Below are 15663 nucleotides of genomic sequence, written 5' to 3' on the forward strand. Positions count from 1 at the left end.
CCGCTCCATCGCCCGTCCTCGCCGGGGGCGAGCGGTGGGCGCGTTCATGTCCGTAAGCGTTCTGCTCGCCGTCTCCGGATGTTCGGTGGCCGGCGCCGACCCCATCGGTGAGGGTCCGGACACCCTGCGCGTCGTCCTGCCCGAGGAGCCGCCGACGCTTGAGCCCTGCGATGCCTCGCTCACCGCGACGGGCCGGGTGACGCGGGCCAACATCACGGAGGCGCTGACCGAGCGCGAGCCGTCCACGGGGCGGCTGGAACAGGCGCTGGCCACCAAGTGGACCCGTACGTCGCCCACTTCGTGGACCTTCACGCTCCGCGAGGGCGTCACGTTCCATGACGGCACGCCGTTCACGGCGGAGGCGGCGGCGTTCTCGATCAAGCGCGCCACGGACTCGGACATCGACTGCAATGTCGACGGCTATATCTTCACGGACAGCGAGGTCACCGCAACTCCCGTCAATGACACGACACTTGAGGTCAAGACGGCGAAGCCGGACCCGATCCTCCCGCTGCGCCTGTCCTTCGTCGAGATGGTGCCGACCACCACCAACCCCGGTGCCAGGGTGCGCGAGCCGGTCGGCACGGGCCCGTACCGGATCGACGAATGGAGCCAGGGCCGCTTCCTTCGCCTGAAGCGCTACCCCGGCTACTGGGGCAAGGCCCCCGAGTACGCCGCGGCGAAGTACGTATGGCGGGCGGAGGGCAGCGTGCGCGCGGCCATGGTGACCAATGACGAGGCGGATGTCGCGATCGGGCTCGCTCCCGAGGACGGGGCGGGCGACCGTGCGGTGGAGTTCACCACCAACGAGGTCTCGTTCCTGCGGATGGACGCCGGCAAGGCGCCCCTCGACGACATCCGGATCCGCCGGGCCATCAACTACGCCATCGACCGGGAAGGCCTGGTCACGGCGGTCTTCGCGGGCCGGCCGAGCGGCCAGCTCGTCGCGAAGGGCGTCACGGGACACAATCCGCGCGTACGGCCCTGGCCGTACGACCCTGAACGCGCGAAGAAACTCGTGGACGAGGCACGCGCCGACGGAGTACCGACCAACAGGACCATCACGATCATCGGCCGCAACGCCATCTACCCGAAGGCCGCCGAGGCGATGGAGGTCGTCCAGGACGGCCTGCTCAAGGCCGGGCTGAAGGTCGAGATCAAGATGCTCGACGTCAACGCCTGGCTGGAGTACCTGCTGCGGCCCTTCCCCAAGGGCATCGGCCCCACCCTCCTCCAGGCGCAGCACGGCAACCAGGCGGGGGACGCCGCGTTCACGATGGGGCAGATCTACGGCAGTAAGGGCGCGCAGAGCAGTTACGGCACTCCCGAACTGGACGCGTTGATCGACGAGGCCCAGCTCGCCGGGGGCAAGGCGCGGCAGAAGGCGTTCGCGGACACCTTCGCGTACCAGAACGACGAGGTCGTACGGGACGCCGTCATGGCCAACATGACCGGGATCATGGCCCTTTCCTCGAACGTCCGTTACCGGCCGGACTCGGCCACCAATGACGAGATGCGGCTCGCCGACATGCACCGTACGGACTGAGGGAGGAGCGGACCGATGTTCACCATGCTGCGCCGTCGCGCGGTCTCCAGCGTGATCCCCCTGCTGGTCGTGGTTCTCGGGGTGTTCTTCCTGGCCCGGCTCACCGGCGACCCCGCCAACCTGTACCTGCCGCTCAGCGCGACGCCCGAGATGCGGGCCGAGTTCGCCGCCCGCAACGGTCTCGACGACCCGCTGCTCGCCCAGTTCGGTGACTACCTCGGCCAGGTCGTCCACCTGGACTTCGGTGAATCACTGCGCACCGCCCAGCCGGCGGGTGAGGCGGTGCTGCGGGCCTTTCCCGCCACCCTCCAGCTCGCCGGGTGGACGATGCTGCTCGCCATCCTGGGCGCCGTCGTGATCGGCAGCCTGGCGGCGTACCGTCCCAACTCGGCCACCGACCGGGTCGCGAGCTTTCTGTCCTCGACGGCCGCGAGCGTTCCCGACTTCTGGTTCGCCATCATGGGCGTGCTGGTGTTCGCGGTGACGCTCGGCTGGCTGCCCACCTCCGGCACGAGCGGCGCTGCGGCGTGGGTGCTGCCCGTGGTGACGCTGCTCATCCGTCCGTTCGGTGTGCTGGTGCAGGTGGTACGCGGCGCCATGGTCTCCGCGCTGTCCGCCCCGTACGTCAAGGTGGCGCGCAGCAAAGGGGCGAACGAGTCGCGGGTGGTCTTCGGGCATGCCCTGCGCAATGCGGCGGCACCGGCGCTCACCGTCGCGGGTGACCTCGCTGTCGGGCTGGTCAACGGGGCCGTCGTCGTCGAGACGATCTTCGGCTGGCCCGGCATCGGCAAGCTCATGATCGACTCGGTTCTGCAGCGTGATTTCGCGGTCCTGCAGGCCGCGGTGCTACTCACCGCTCTGGTGATCTTCGCGCTCAACATCCTGGTGGACATCTGTCACGCGCTCCTCGACCCGCGGGTCCGGCAGCAGGCGGCGGCGTGAGTCAAGGAGGTGACATGCTCCCGAAGGGCGACGTGCTCCGGCAGGACGCGGAAAAGGGTCAGGACGGGGACAAGGGTGCGGAGAGCGGCCTGGGTTCCGGGACCAACGGGGCGGCGGTACGGGCGAAGTGGCCTGCTCTGCTGCTCCAGGACCGGTTCGCCTTCGCGGCGGCTCTGGTCCTGTTGCTGGTCGCGCTGTGCGCCGTACTGGGCCCGCTTCTCATCGGGGACCTGGCGACGCGTCAGAACCTGCGCGATCCCAGCCGGCCGCCCTTCAGTCTCGACGACGGCTGGGCGTACGTACTCGGCAGCGACTCCCTCGGCCGCCCCGTCGCCGCCCGGCTGATAACCGCGGCCGGGACGACCCTGTCCGTCGCCGTACCCGCTGTCCTGGTTTCCCTCGTCGTCGGCTCGGTGTGGGGCATGTGGGCGGGCTATCACGGGGGTTGGCGCGAGAACGTGTCCCTGCGGATCGCCGATGTGATCCTCAGCTTCCCCTCGCTGCTGCTGGCCGTGGTCGTGCTGTACGTGTTCTCGCCGAGCGCCGCGAACATCGTGCTGGTACTGGCCGTCGCCCGGATCCCCGTATACCTGCGCACCGCCCGCGCCGAGGCCGCCGAACTGCGCAGCCGACTGTTCATCGACGCGGCCCGCACCTTCGGCACCAGCGGCTGGTCGACCATCCGACGCCACGTCGCGCCCACGGTGCTGCCCACCCTGCTCACCGTCGCCGCCCTCGACTTCTGCTTCGTGATGCTGACCGAGTCCTCACTCAGCTTCCTCGGCATCGGCATCCAACCGCCGGACGTGAGCTGGGGTCTGATGGTGGCCCAAGGCCGCCAGGAGTTGCAGAGCGCCTGGTGGATAGCGCTGTTCCCCGGTCTCGCCATCGTCATCACGACGGTGTCGGCGACCGTGCTCGCCGCCTGGGCCCGGCTCTCGACGGACCCGGGTCAGCGGTGGCGCCGGGGGCTGCGGCGTGGGGGGCGACGCCCCGAACCCACTCCTACCACCGTCCAGCAGTCGGAAGTTGAGCCGACCCAGGCCGTCCCGGCGGAGAGGACGGCCGAAGCCACTCCCTCCGAGCTGTCCCCAACACCTCCCGACACCCTGGCCGTTGACGGTCTCTCGGTCTCTGTACGCACCCCCGCCGGGCCCCTCCCCGTCGTACGCGGGGTGAGCTTCGGCGTGCGTTCCGGCGAGACCCTCGCCCTGCTGGGCGAGTCCGGATGCGGCAAGAGCATGACCGCGCACGCGGTCGCGGGGCTGCTCGATCCCGCTGCCGAAGTCGTGGGTGGGCAGGCGCGGTTGGAGGGTGAGGACCTGCTCGCGCTGGGCGCGCGGGCGCGGCGTCGGCTGGCCGGGCCCGGTCTCGCCATCGTCTTTCAGGATGCGCTGAGCGCGCTCAATCCCGTTCACACGGTCGGGGCGCAGCTCGCGGAGCCGTTCCGTATCCACGAGCGGATGTCGCGGCGTGCCGCGCGGGCCAAGGCCGTTGAGCTGATGGAACGCGTGGGCATCCCGGAGGCGCGGTCGCGCGCGGACGCGTATCCGCATCAGTTCTCCGGAGGCATGCGTCAGCGGCTGCTGATCGCCATGGCGGTCGCGCTGCGGCCGAAGGTGCTGCTCGCCGACGAGCCCACGACGGCGCTGGACGTCACCGTGCAGGCTCAGATCATGGACCTGCTACGGGAGTTGCGGAGCGAGCAGCAGATGGCGCTGGTCCTCATCACGCACGACCTCGGTCTTGTGGCCGAGCACGCGGACCGGGTCGCCGTCATGTACGCGGGTACGGTCGTGGAGACGGGGCCGGTGGCCGAGGTGTTCGGCAAGCCCAACCACCCTTACACACGAGGCCTGTTGGACTCCGTACCGGCCGAACAGCACAAGGGATCCCGGCTCAGCTCCATCCCCGGAGGCCCGCCCGACCCCCGCTCCGTACCCTCCGGCTGCGCCTTCCGTACACGCTGCCCGATGGCCCGCGACCTGTGCGCCACCCACCGGCCGCAGCTCGCCGAAACCGGAACCGACCGCGCCGCCGCCTGCCACTTCGGGAAGGAACTGGCCGATGCCTGAGCCCGGGACCCTGCTGGAAGCCACCGGCCTGGCCAAGAGCTTCACCGTGCCGCGCACCGCGAAGGGCAGCACGAAACTGCGCGCGGTCGACGGCGTGGACCTGAACCTGGGGCGCGGCGAAACCCTCGGCCTCGTCGGCGAGTCCGGCTGCGGGAAGTCCACGCTGGCCAGGATTCTGCTGCGGCTGGAACGTCCCGACGAGGGCACCGTGCGCTTCGACGGAGTGGACCCGTTCTCGTTGTCGGGCGCAAGGCTGCTCGCCTGGCGACGCAAGGTACAGATGATCTTCCAGGACCCGTTCGGCTCGCTCAACCCCCGCCTGAACGCGGCGGATCTGATCAGCGAGCCGTGGCGCACCCACCGCGACCTCGTGCCCGCCCCGAAGCGGGCGGCGCGCGTCGCCGAGCTGCTGGAGATGGTCGGGCTGCGCGCCTCCGACGCCCGCCGCTACCCGCAGGAGTTCTCCGGAGGACAACGGCAGCGCATCGGCATCGCCCGCGCGCTGGCCCTGGAGCCCGAGGTCATCGTCTGCGACGAACCCGTCTCCGCGCTGGACCTGTCGGTTCAGGCCCAGGTGCTCAACCTCCTGTGCGATCTACGGGACGAGCTGGGGCTGTCGTACGTGTTCATCTCGCACGACCTGTCCGTCGTACGGCACGTCGCCGACCGCGTCGCCGTGATGTACCTGGGGAAGATCGCGGAAACCGGCCCGGCGGAGGAGGTCTTCGAGCAGCCGCGCCACCCGTACACGGCGGCGCTGCTGTCGGCGGCCCCGTCCCTGGCGGCCGGCGGCAGGGCGAAGCGGCAACGCATCCTGCTCACCGGCGAGATCCCCTCACCGGCCGACCCTCCGTCCGGCTGCCGCTTCCGGACCCGGTGCCGGCACGCGGAGGACGTATGCGCCGAAGCCGTCCCGGCGCCGGCGCTCGCGGCACCGGGGCATACGGCTGCATGCCACTTCCCGCTGGAGGAGGCGTCCGCGCTCACGGGAGATCACCGGGCAGGCGCCTCCTGAGACGGGATGCCGGTCCGGCCCGCCGAGGACCGGTCCGGAGTCCGGCCCGCTGAAGCCCCCTCCGGGCGACTGGCAGGGCCGCCAACTCGCCCCGGATGCCCACTCGTTCACTCATCATGTCATTGGTATGGACCTGCCCATGATCACCGGTTAGGCTCTGCCCGGCACGCACCGAGAGCGCTCTCACCGTTCTGCTGTTCCACCCCCACCTTGCTGGAACAACGAAGGGCTACTGCCTTGAGACGCACCACAGCCATGCGTACCGGCCTGGCCACACTCCTCCTTCTCGGCACCTGGGCCGGCGCGGGCACTCTGCCCGCTTCCGCCACCGATGCCCCCGACACCTCTCGATCCGTCCGCTCCTCCGAAACCCCGGCCTCCCCCGCCCTCCTCGCCGCCATGCAACGTGACCTGGGCCTGACCAGGTCCCAGGCCGAGGCGCGGCTGGCCGACGAGAAGGCGGCGGCAGCCGTCGAAACGAAGGCACGGCGGATCGCCGGAGCGGCATACGGAGGCTCCTGGTTCGACGCGGAGAGCGGCAAGTTGACCGTCGCCGTGACGGCCGCCGCCCCCGACGCCACCGTCGACGCCGTACGAGAGAGCGGCGCGAACGTCCGTACCGTCACCGTCAAGCACAGCGCCCGACAGCTCGACGCGGTCAAGGCGCGTATCGACAAGCTGCCCGCGCCGGACGGCGTCAGCGGCTGGCACGTCGATCCCAGGACCAGCGCGGTCGTCGTGAGCGTCATCGGCGCGCAGCGCGCTGACAACGATGTCCAGAAGTTCGTCGAGCGGGCCCGCGCCGCAGGTCCCGTCACCGTCGAAGAGTCCGCCGAGGCGCCAGAGACCTTCGCCGCCGGCACGGTCGGCGGCGACCCCTACTACACCGGCAACGTCCGCTGCTCCATAGGCTTTTCGGTGCACGGCGGCTTCGTCACCGCCGGGCACTGCGGCCAGGCCGGAGCCGGCGTCAGCGGCTGGGACCGGTCGCACATCGGCAACTTCCAGGGGTCGTCGTTCCCGGAGAACGACTACGCCTGGGTCAACGTCGGCAGCGGCTGGTGGACGGTGCCCGTCGTGCTCGGCTGGGGCACCGTCCCCGACCAGCTCGTCCGTGGCTCCGCCGAGGCACCCGTCGGCGCCTCCATCTGCCGGTCGGGGTCGACCACGCACTGGCACTGCGGCACCGTGCTCGGCAAGAACGAAACCGTCAACTACAGCCAGGGCGCGGTCCACCAGATGACCAGGACCAGCGTCTGCGCCGAACCGGGCGACTCCGGCGGCTCGTACATCAGCGGCGACCAGGCCCAGGGGGTCACCTCCGGCGGTTCGGGCAACTGCACCAGCGGCGGCCGGACCTGGTACCAGCCGGTGAACGAGATCCTCAACCGCTACGGCCTCACCCTGCACACAGCCTGATCGCACGCCCTGGTCCAGCGCACCACGGTCAACGGGCTCCGTCACCGAACCGGTGGCGGAGCCCGGAGTCGGGCGGTACACACGATTCCGGAGCGAAGCGGGCCGATCACATAAGATGGGCATTCGCTGGCCAGCCCTGCGGTGAGGCCGCGCCAGGACGCAGACCGCTCGGGGTGGGAGACGTATGGCACAGGGCACCGACGCAAGCCGGACCGTCATCCTGACCGTGGACGACGACCCAGGGGTCTCGCGTGCGGTGGCCCGCGACCTGCGGCGCCGTTACGGCGAGTCGTACCGGATCGTGCGCGCGGAGTCCGGCGAGAGCGCTCTGGACGCACTGCGTGAGCTGAAGCTGCGCGGTGATCTCGTGGCGGTGATCCTCGCGGACTACCGCATGCCGCAGATGAACGGGATCGAGTTCCTGGAGCAGGCGCTGGACGTGTACCCGGGCGCGCGCCGGGTGCTGCTGACCGCGTACGCGGACACGAACGCGGCCATCGACGCGATCAACGTCGTCGACCTCGACCACTATCTCCTCAAGCCCTGGGATCCGCCGGAGGAGAAGCTCTATCCCGTCCTGGACGACCTGCTGGAGGCCTGGCGGTCCACCGATCACCGGGCGGTTCCGATCGCAAAGGTGGTCGGACACCGCTGGTCGGCGCGGTCGTCGGACGTACGGGAGTTCCTGGCCCGCAACCAGGTGCCGTACCGCTGGTACTCGTCGGACGAGCCCGAAGGCCGACGGCTGCTGGCCTGCGCGGGGGCGGACGGGCAGCGGCTGCCGCTCGTGGTCACCGCCGACGGGACGGCGCTCGTCGAGCCCGAGGATCCGGAGCTGGCCGCCCAGGTGGGTCTGGCCACGACACCGGCGGAGGACTTCTACGACCTCGTCGTCATCGGCGGCGGCCCCGCGGGGCTCGGCGCCGCCGTCTACGGCGCTTCGGAGGGGCTGCGGACCGTGCTCGTCGAGCGTTCCGCCACGGGTGGGCAGGCGGGGCAGAGCTCGCGGATCGAGAACTACCTCGGCTTCCCGGACGGCGTCTCCGGGGGCCAGCTCACCGACCGGGCCCGGCGTCAGGCGTCCAAGTTCGGCGCGGAGATCCTGACCGCTCGTGAGGTGACCGGTCTCGAGGTCAACGGCGCGGCGCGTACCGTGCGGTTCTCGGACGGCTCCGCGATCGCCGCGCACTGCGTGATCCTGGCGACCGGCGTGTCGTACCGGCAGCTGGAGGCACCCGGCGCGGACGACCTGACCGGACGCGGGGTGTTCTACGGGTCGGCGCTGACCGAGGCGGCCGGCTGCCAGGGGCACGATGTGTACATCGTCGGCGGCGCGAACTCCGCCGGGCAGGCCGCGATGTATCTGGCCAGGGGCGCCAAATCGGTCACCCTCCTGGTGCGCGGCTCGTCCCTCTCCGCGTCGATGTCGCACTACCTGATCGAGCAGATCATGGACGCGCCCAACATCTCGGTGCGTACGGGGACGGTCGTCGAGGCGACGCACGGCTCCGACCACCTGGAGCAGCTCACCCTGCGCGACATCGAGAGCGGCCACACCGAACTCGTCGACGCACAATGGATGTTCGTCTTCATCGGCGCGGCCCCGCTGACCGACTGGCTGGACGGCACGGTGCTCAGGGACAAGCGCGGATTCATCATCGCCGGACCCGACCTGACCGCCGACGGGCAGCCGCCGCCGGACTGGGAGCTGGACCGTCCGCCGTACCACCTGGAGACCAATGTGCCCGGGGTGTTCGTGGCGGGCGACGCCCGCGCCGAGTCCGCCAAGCGTGTCGCCTCCGCCGTCGGAGAGGGAGCCATGGCCGTGATGCTCGTACACCGGTATCTGGAGCAGTCGTGAGCGGCCAGCCGATGCCGTGCGACGCGGCGGAGCTCGGCACGCTTTTCCTGTTCGAGAAGCTGGACGCGGATCAGCTGGCGCGACTGTGCCGCGAGGGCCGGGTGGAGAAGTTCGAGCCCGGCTATGTGTACCAGGAGGGCGAGCCGGCCACCTGCTTCTTCGTACTCCTCGAGGGCACGCTGGTGATGTCGCGCCGGGTCGGCGCCGACGACGTGGAGATCAGCCGCACCTCCCAGCGCGGGGTGTACGCGGGAGCCATGCAGGCCTATCTCGCCGCATCGGATCAGGCACGCTACAAGGGTTCGGTACGGGTCACCGAGCCTTCGCGGTTCTTCGTCCTGCCTGCCGAGACGTTCGCCGCGGTCCTGTGGGACTGGTTCCCCATGGCCGTACATCTGCTGGAAGGGATGTTCTTCGGCAGCCAGAACACCCAGCGGACGATCAACCAGCGCGAGCGCCTGCTGGCGCTCGGCTCGCTGTCCGCGGGGCTGACGCATGAGCTCAACAATCCGGCGGCAGCCGCGGTGCGGGCCACCTCTTCGCTGCGGGACCGGGTCGCGCACATGCGGCACAAGCTCGGTGTCATCGCCGCGGGTCCGTACCACCGTGAGGCGTTGAAGACGCTGATAGACATCCAGGAGAGCACGGCCGAACGGGTCGCCAAGGCACCATCCCTGAGCCCCCTCGAAGCCTCCGACCGCGAGGACACGCTCTCCGACTGGCTCGACGATCACGGCATCGAGGGCGGCTGGCAGATCGCCCCGACGTTCGTGCAGGCCGGGCTCGACATCGACTGGCTGGAGCGGGTCGCGGCAGCCGTGGACCCGGAGATGCTGCCGGGGGCCGTGGGCTGGCTCAACTACACCGTCGAGACCGAGCTCCTCATGCGCGAGATCGAGGACTCCACGACCCGTGTCTCGAACCTTGTGAACGCGGCCAAGCAGTACTCCCAGCTCGACCGGGCGCCCTACCAGGTCTGCGACGTGCACGAACTCCTCGACAGCACGCTGCTGATGCTGTCCGGGAAGATCGGCTCAGGCATCAAGGTCGTCAAGGAGTACGACCGTACGCTGCCGAGGGTTCCCACGTACCCCGGTGAGCTCAACCAGGTGTGGACGAACATCATCGACAACGCGGTCTCCGCGATGAACGGCGCGGGTGGCGAGGGCACATTGACCGTGCGGACGGCCCTGGAGCGGGAGCAGTTGCTCGTCGAGTTCCGCGATACGGGGCCCGGGGTGCCGGAGGAGATCCGCGGCCGTATCTTCGATCCGTTCTTCACGACGAAGCCCGTGGGTGAGGGCACCGGTCTGGGTCTGGACATCTCCTGGCGCATCGTGGTGAACAAGCACCACGGGCATCTGGAGGTGCACTCCGTGCCCGGCGACACCCGCTTCCGGGTCTTCCTCCCGCTCACGGCCGCGGATTCCGAGACCCCTGCCGTGGATTCCGAGGCCTCTGCCGCGGATTTCGATAACCCTCAGGAGGCGTCATGACCACACCCGCCGGAATCGACCCAGGCGTTCCGCCGAGCGGCACCGGATGCGTCGAGTGCGGTGAGGTCGGCGGCTGGTGGCTCCATCTGCGGCGGTGCGCCCAGTGCGGCCACATCGGCTGCTGCGACAGCTCCCCCGCGAAGCACGCCACGGCCCACTACCGGAGTGCGGGCCATCCCATCGTCCGCAGTTTCGAACCGGGTGAGAGCTGGTTCTGGAACTACGAGACCTCCGAGCTGTACGAGTCCGGCCCCGAACTCGCTCCCCCGGTCAGCCGCCCTCCGGACCAGCCAACGCCCGGGCCGGCGGGTCGGGTTCCGGCGAACTGGGCGGACACGCTGAGCTGACGCGGCCTGGTGTGCTGGTCACTTGGACAACCAGGAGGAAGGCCGCAGCGATGATCGAGCCACCACAGACACCGACGGACCCGGGCTCAGCCGGATCCGCCCCTTACCTGCCCATAGCCGAGCACGGCCTGATCGGCGACCTGCGCACCGTCGCGCTGGTGGGCACCGACGGTACGATCGACTGGTACTGCTGTCCGTCCTTCGACGCTCCGAGTGTCTTCGGCTCGATTCTCGACGTGGAACGCGGCGGGTCCTTCGAGCTGGCTGCCGCGGTGCCGGCGACGACGAAGCAGTTCTACTTCCCGGACACCAACGTGCTCATCACCCGCTTCCTCACCGAGGACGGGGTCGGCGAGGTGCAGGACTTCATGCCGGTCGCCGACGAGACGACCGCGGCGGCCGAGGCCGACCGGCACCGGCTGATCCGGCGGGTGGTCTGCGTACGGGGATCCATCCCGTTCCGCGCCCGGATCGCGCCCAGGTTCGGCTACGGAGCTCAGCCGCACACCCTGCGGCAGCTCGACGACGGGGCGCTGTTCGAGTCCGCCGACCTCTCGCTCGCGCTGACCGCCACCGTTCCGGTCGAGTGCGACGACCTCGACGTGACCTCGGAGTTCAAGCTCAGCCAGGGCGAGAGCGCGGTCTTCGCGCTCGACCGGGTCAACGGCGGCATCGAGGCGCGCGGCTGCCCGCACTTCGAGGCGGAGGAGCAGTTCGCCGCCACGGTGGCGTTCTGGCGGAAATGGCTGTCGGCCTCTCAGTACCGCGGCCGGTGGCGGGAGATGGTGCACCGTTCCGCACTGACCCTCAAGCTGCTCACCTACGCCCCGACCGGCGCGATGGTGGCCGCCCCGACGACCAGCCTGCCCGAGCAGATCGGCGGCGAGCGCAACTGGGACTACCGCTATCTGTGGGTCCGGGACGCCGCCTTCTGCGTCTACGCACTGCTGCGGCTCGGCTTCAGCAGCGAGGCCAAGGCGTTCATGGACTTCCTGTCCGAGCGCGTCGACCGGAACGGCGGCGGGCCCTCGGGACCCCTGCAGATCATGTACGGCATCGACGGGCGCACCGAGCTGCCCGAGCGCGAACTGGACCACCTGGAGGGACACCGGGGTTCCGCTCCGGTACGTGTCGGCAACGCCGCCGTCGACCAGTTGCAGCTCGACATCTACGGGGCTCTCATCGACTCGATCTACCTCTACGACAAGTGGGGGCAGCCCATCTCCAGCGACCACTGGGACGCGGTGTGTGCCCTGGTCGACTGGGTCTGCGAGCACTGGGACCAGCCTGACGAGGGCGTCTGGGAGACGCGTGGCGGGCGCAAGAACTTCCTGTACTCCCGGCTGATGTGCTGGGTGGCCATCGAACGCGCCATACGCATCGCCCGGCGCCGTGGCCTGCCCGCCGAGCTGGGCCGTTGGGAGCAGATCCGCGACACGATCTACCGGCGGATCATGGACAAGGGCTGGTCCACGACCCGGGAGGCGTTCGTCCAGCACGAGAACGACCACGTGCTCGACGCCTCGGTACTGATGATGCCGCTGGCGAAGTTCATCTCCCCCCACGACCCGAAGTGGCTCTCCACCCTGGACGCGCTCACCGCCGACCTGGTGTCCGACTCGCTCGTCTACCGCTACGACCCCCTGGTCAGCCCGGACGGTCTGCGCGGGGAGGAGGGCACCTTCTCCATCTGCTCCTTCTGGTACGTCGAGGCACTCACCCGCTCCGGCCGGCTCGACGAGGCCCGGCTGACCTTCGAGAAGATGCTCACCTACGCCAACCACCTCGGCCTGTACGCGGAGGAGATCAGCCACACCGGCGAGCAGCAGGGCAACTTCCCGCAGGCCTTCACCCACCTGGCCCTGATCAGCGCCGCGTTCAACCTCGACCGGGCCCTTGGCTGAGCAGTTGGCGGGCGGTCTCCGTGTCAGTGGTGCGTGCCAGGATGGTTCCGTGCCGACCACCGCATTCACCACGCCGTTCATCGGCCGCGAGGACGAACTCGCCCGTCTGACCCGGGTATTGGAGCGTGCCCGGGCGGGTGAGGCGCGTGCCGTGCTGGTGGCCGGGGACGCCGGTGTGGGCAAGACGCGCGTGCTGGCCGAGGCCGCCGGGCACGCCGTGGAGAGCGGCATGACCGTTCTCACGGGGCACTGCGTCGACCTCGGTGACGTCGGCCTGCCGTATCTGCCGTTCACCGAGGTCCTCGGCGTGCTCGCCGCCGACGACCGGTTCTCCGCCACCCTGGCGGAGCATCCCGTGGTCGGCCGGCTGCTCGGCGACGGAGGCGGTGCCGTACGGGACGCGGGCAGCCGGTTGCAGCTGTTCGAGGACATGGCCGCTCTGCTGGCCGACCTCTCCGAGGTCACGGCCCTGCTGCTGGTCCTTGAGGACCTGCACTGGGCCGATCAGTCCTCTCGCGACCTGCTGCGCTTCCTGCTCAGCCGGGGCATTCTCCAGCGGCCTGCGGGCGGCGCGCCCGCCCACCGCCTGGCGCTCTTCGCGTCGTACCGGGCCGACGATCTGCACCGCCGCCACCCGCTGCGCCCCCTACTGGCCGAGCTGGTGCGGCTGCCCGCCGTCGACCGCCTCGAGCTGAGGCCGATGCCCGATACCGAGGTGGCCCGGCTGGTACGCGCCCAGCGGGCCGCTCCGCTGCCGGAGGCCACCGTCCGCCGTATCGTCGAGCGCGCCGAGGGCAACGCCTTCTACGCGGAGGAACTGCTCGCCGCCACCGCCGACACCGTGCCCGGCGGATCCACTCCGGCGTCCGCCGTGCCCAGTGGCCTCGCCGATGTCCTCCTGATCCGTTTCGAGCAGCTGTCCGCCACCGCCCAGCAGGTGCTGCGCACGGCGGCCGTCGCCGGGCGTCGCGTCGAGCACGAGCTGCTGCGCGACGCCGTCGGCCTGCCCGAGCCGGACCTGGAGTCGGCGCTGCGCGAGGCCGTCGGCCGACAGCTCCTCGTCCCCGGCGAGGAGGACACGTACTCCTTCCGGCACGCCCTCATCCGTGAAGCCGTCTACGCCGATCTGCTGCCCGGTGAGCGGGTGCGGCTGCACCGCGTGTTCGCCCGGCTGCTGGCCGGTCGGGGCCACAAGGCCGAGAGCGCGGCGGAGCGCGCCCACCACTCCCGCGAGAGCCACGACCTGGCCGACGCCCTCGCGGCCTCACTCGAGGCCGCCGACCACGCCGGGCGGATCGGCGCACCCGCTGAGGAACTCCGCCATCTCGAAGCCGCCCTCGACCTGTGGTCGGCGGTGCCCCGTTCCGCTCTGCCGGACGGCGTCCCCGACACGGTGACGCTCACCCTGCGTGCCTCGGCCGCGGCCGCGCACGCCGGCGAAACCCACCGGGCGGTCGCGCTCACCCGTGCCGCGCTCGCCCGGGTCGGCTCGGACACGGACTCCGAACTGGCCGCGCGCGTCCGGTACACCCTCGCGGGCAATCTGATTCGGGTCGACAGCCTGACGGCGGCATTCACCTACAGCAGCGAGGCGCTCGCCATGATCTCCGCGGAGCCTCCGTCGCGTACGTGGGTGTGGGCCGCGGCCACCCACGTCATGGCGGCGAGATACGTGGGCGAGGACGAGACCGCCCGCCGCGTCGCCCTGCAGGCCCTGCGCGTCGCCGAGCAACTCGACGTGGGCGACGCCCGGGCCGATCTGCTGATCTCCCTGATCGGTCTCGAAGCGCACAACCGCAGCACCCCGGAAGGCCGGGCCCGGCTGCGCGAGGCCCGCGAGCTGGCCCGTCGCGCCGGCAACGTCCCCGTCGAAATACGCGCACTGTTCAATCTCGCCATCGGCTCATACGAGGCCGGCGCCCTGGACGAGTGCCTCAGCTGGCTCTCCGACGGCCTGGAGCGCGCGGACCACGCCGGGCTGCTTTCCTCGCCGTATCCCCTGGAGATGCGCTACCTGCACTCCATGGTGCTCTACACCCTGGGCCGCTGGGACGAATGCGTCGAGGCAGCGGCCGCCGATGCCGAACGGCTGCCCGCGGCAGGCGCGTTCGCGATCGGTCCCGCGCTGTACGTGGCTCTGGCCCGCGGCGATCACACGGCAGTCGAGCGGGCCCGCGCCCTCCTCGACGGACCGTTCGACTGGATGGCCACACTCGTCGCGGGCATCGTGCTCACCGACGCCGCAGCCCTGCGGGGCGAGCCCGAGGCGGCCGTCGAGCAGATGCGTACGACGCTCGCGGCGCTGACCGACGAATCCGTTGTGGAGCGCCCCGATGTCGCCGTACGGCTCGCGGCCCTCGCCCTGTCCGCCGTCGCGGACGCTGCCGTGGAGTCACGGCTGACCGGCGACGAAGCGGGAGCTCTCCGCTGGACGGACACAGCCACGGAACTGGTGGAGCTGGCCCGGGCCACCGCCACCAAGGGCGAGGACGGCGCCCAGCAGGGCCCCGAGGGACTGGCATGGCTGGCGCGCGCGGAGGCGGAATGGGCGCGCGCCACCAGTGGGCCGGATGCCGCAGCCTGCGAGAAGGCCGTCGCCGCGTTCGGCTACGGGGACGTCTATGAGCAGGCTCGCTGCCAACTCCGCCTGACGGAGGCCTTGGTGAGGGCGGAGCGCCGCGACGAGGCGGCCGAGCACGCCCGTGAGGTGCGCGACACGGCCGTACGGCTCGGTGCGGTGCCGTTGCGCGACAGCGTGGACCGACTGGTCCGCCGAGCCCGCCTCGCGGACATCTCACCCGCGGCGGGTGGCGTCCCGGTGCTGACCTCGCGTGAGAACGACGTTCTGCGGCTCCTCGCCCGGGGCCGCACCAACCGCCAGATCGGCGAGGAGCTGTTCATCAGCGGCAAGACGGCGAGCGTCCATGTCTCCAACATCCTCGCCAAGCTGGGCGCCGCCAGCCGCACCGAGGCCGTGGCTCTCGCCTACCGCGAAGGCCTGATCGAGCCTGGGACGATCACGTCCGGCTGACGGCTCGGACGGTCGCGATGCGGGAAC

The 15663-nt window shown here is 70.6% G+C and carries 10 protein-coding genes; all 10 read left to right on the forward strand.

Translation table 11 applies throughout. From position 1 onward, the window contains the following. Positions 1 to 46: 46 nt before the first annotated feature. Positions 47 to 1546 carry an ABC transporter substrate-binding protein gene (locus OP79_RS07890; protein WP_051744512.1) on the forward strand — a complete coding sequence of 500 codons (1500 nt, stop codon included), beginning with the start codon at positions 47 to 49 and terminating at the stop codon, positions 1544 to 1546. A 15-nt stretch (positions 1547 to 1561) separates the two neighbouring features. Beyond that, positions 1562 to 2488 (forward strand): ABC transporter permease, encoded by a 927-nt coding sequence (locus OP79_RS07895; RefSeq protein WP_033319274.1) that lies wholly within the window; start codon positions 1562 to 1564, stop codon positions 2486 to 2488. 14 nt (positions 2489 to 2502) lie between these two features. Next, a complete protein-coding gene (locus OP79_RS56830) occupies positions 2503 to 4563 on the forward strand; it encodes a dipeptide/oligopeptide/nickel ABC transporter permease/ATP-binding protein (protein ID WP_245685244.1) in 2061 nt (686 codons plus the stop codon). After that, positions 4556 to 5578, forward strand: a complete 1023-nt coding sequence (locus OP79_RS07910; RefSeq protein ID WP_033319275.1) for an ABC transporter ATP-binding protein — start codon at positions 4556 to 4558, stop codon at positions 5576 to 5578. The genes OP79_RS56830 and OP79_RS07910 overlap by 8 nt, the downstream gene beginning before the upstream one ends. Positions 5579 to 5833: 255 nt before the next feature. Continuing rightward, positions 5834 to 6997, forward strand: coding sequence for a S1 family peptidase (locus OP79_RS07915; RefSeq protein WP_033319276.1), 1164 nt, complete (start codon positions 5834 to 5836; stop codon positions 6995 to 6997). Positions 6998 to 7181: 184 nt separating this feature from the next. Continuing rightward, positions 7182 to 8858, forward strand: a complete 1677-nt coding sequence (locus OP79_RS07920) for an NAD(P)/FAD-dependent oxidoreductase (protein ID WP_033319277.1) — start codon at positions 7182 to 7184, stop codon at positions 8856 to 8858. Continuing rightward, entirely contained in the window at positions 8855 to 10354 is a 1500-nt protein-coding gene (locus OP79_RS07925; protein WP_033319278.1) for an ATP-binding protein, read from the forward strand. The genes OP79_RS07920 and OP79_RS07925 overlap by 4 nt, the downstream gene beginning before the upstream one ends. Further along, positions 10351 to 10701: a UBP-type zinc finger domain-containing protein gene (locus OP79_RS07930; RefSeq protein ID WP_033319279.1), complete on the forward strand. Its 351-nt coding sequence runs from the start codon at positions 10351 to 10353 to the stop codon at positions 10699 to 10701. Before OP79_RS07925 ends, OP79_RS07930 begins: the two co-directional genes overlap by 4 nt. Positions 10702 to 10751: 50 nt before the next feature. Further along, the gene (locus OP79_RS07935) at positions 10752 to 12605 is read left to right on the forward strand and encodes a glycoside hydrolase family 15 protein (protein ID WP_051744493.1); all 1854 of its coding nucleotides are present in this window, start codon (positions 10752 to 10754) and stop codon (positions 12603 to 12605) included. A gap of 49 nt (positions 12606 to 12654) precedes the next feature. Continuing rightward, on the forward strand, positions 12655 to 15636 hold the full coding sequence (locus OP79_RS07940; RefSeq protein WP_033319280.1) for a helix-turn-helix transcriptional regulator: 2982 nt from the start codon (positions 12655 to 12657) through the stop codon (positions 15634 to 15636). Positions 15637 to 15663: the final 27 nt, after the last annotated feature.

Origin of the sequence: Streptomyces yerevanensis (genome assembly GCF_000716805.1) — a bacterium.
GTDB classification, from domain to species: Bacteria; Actinomycetota; Actinomycetes; order Streptomycetales; family Streptomycetaceae; genus Streptomyces; species Streptomyces flaveus.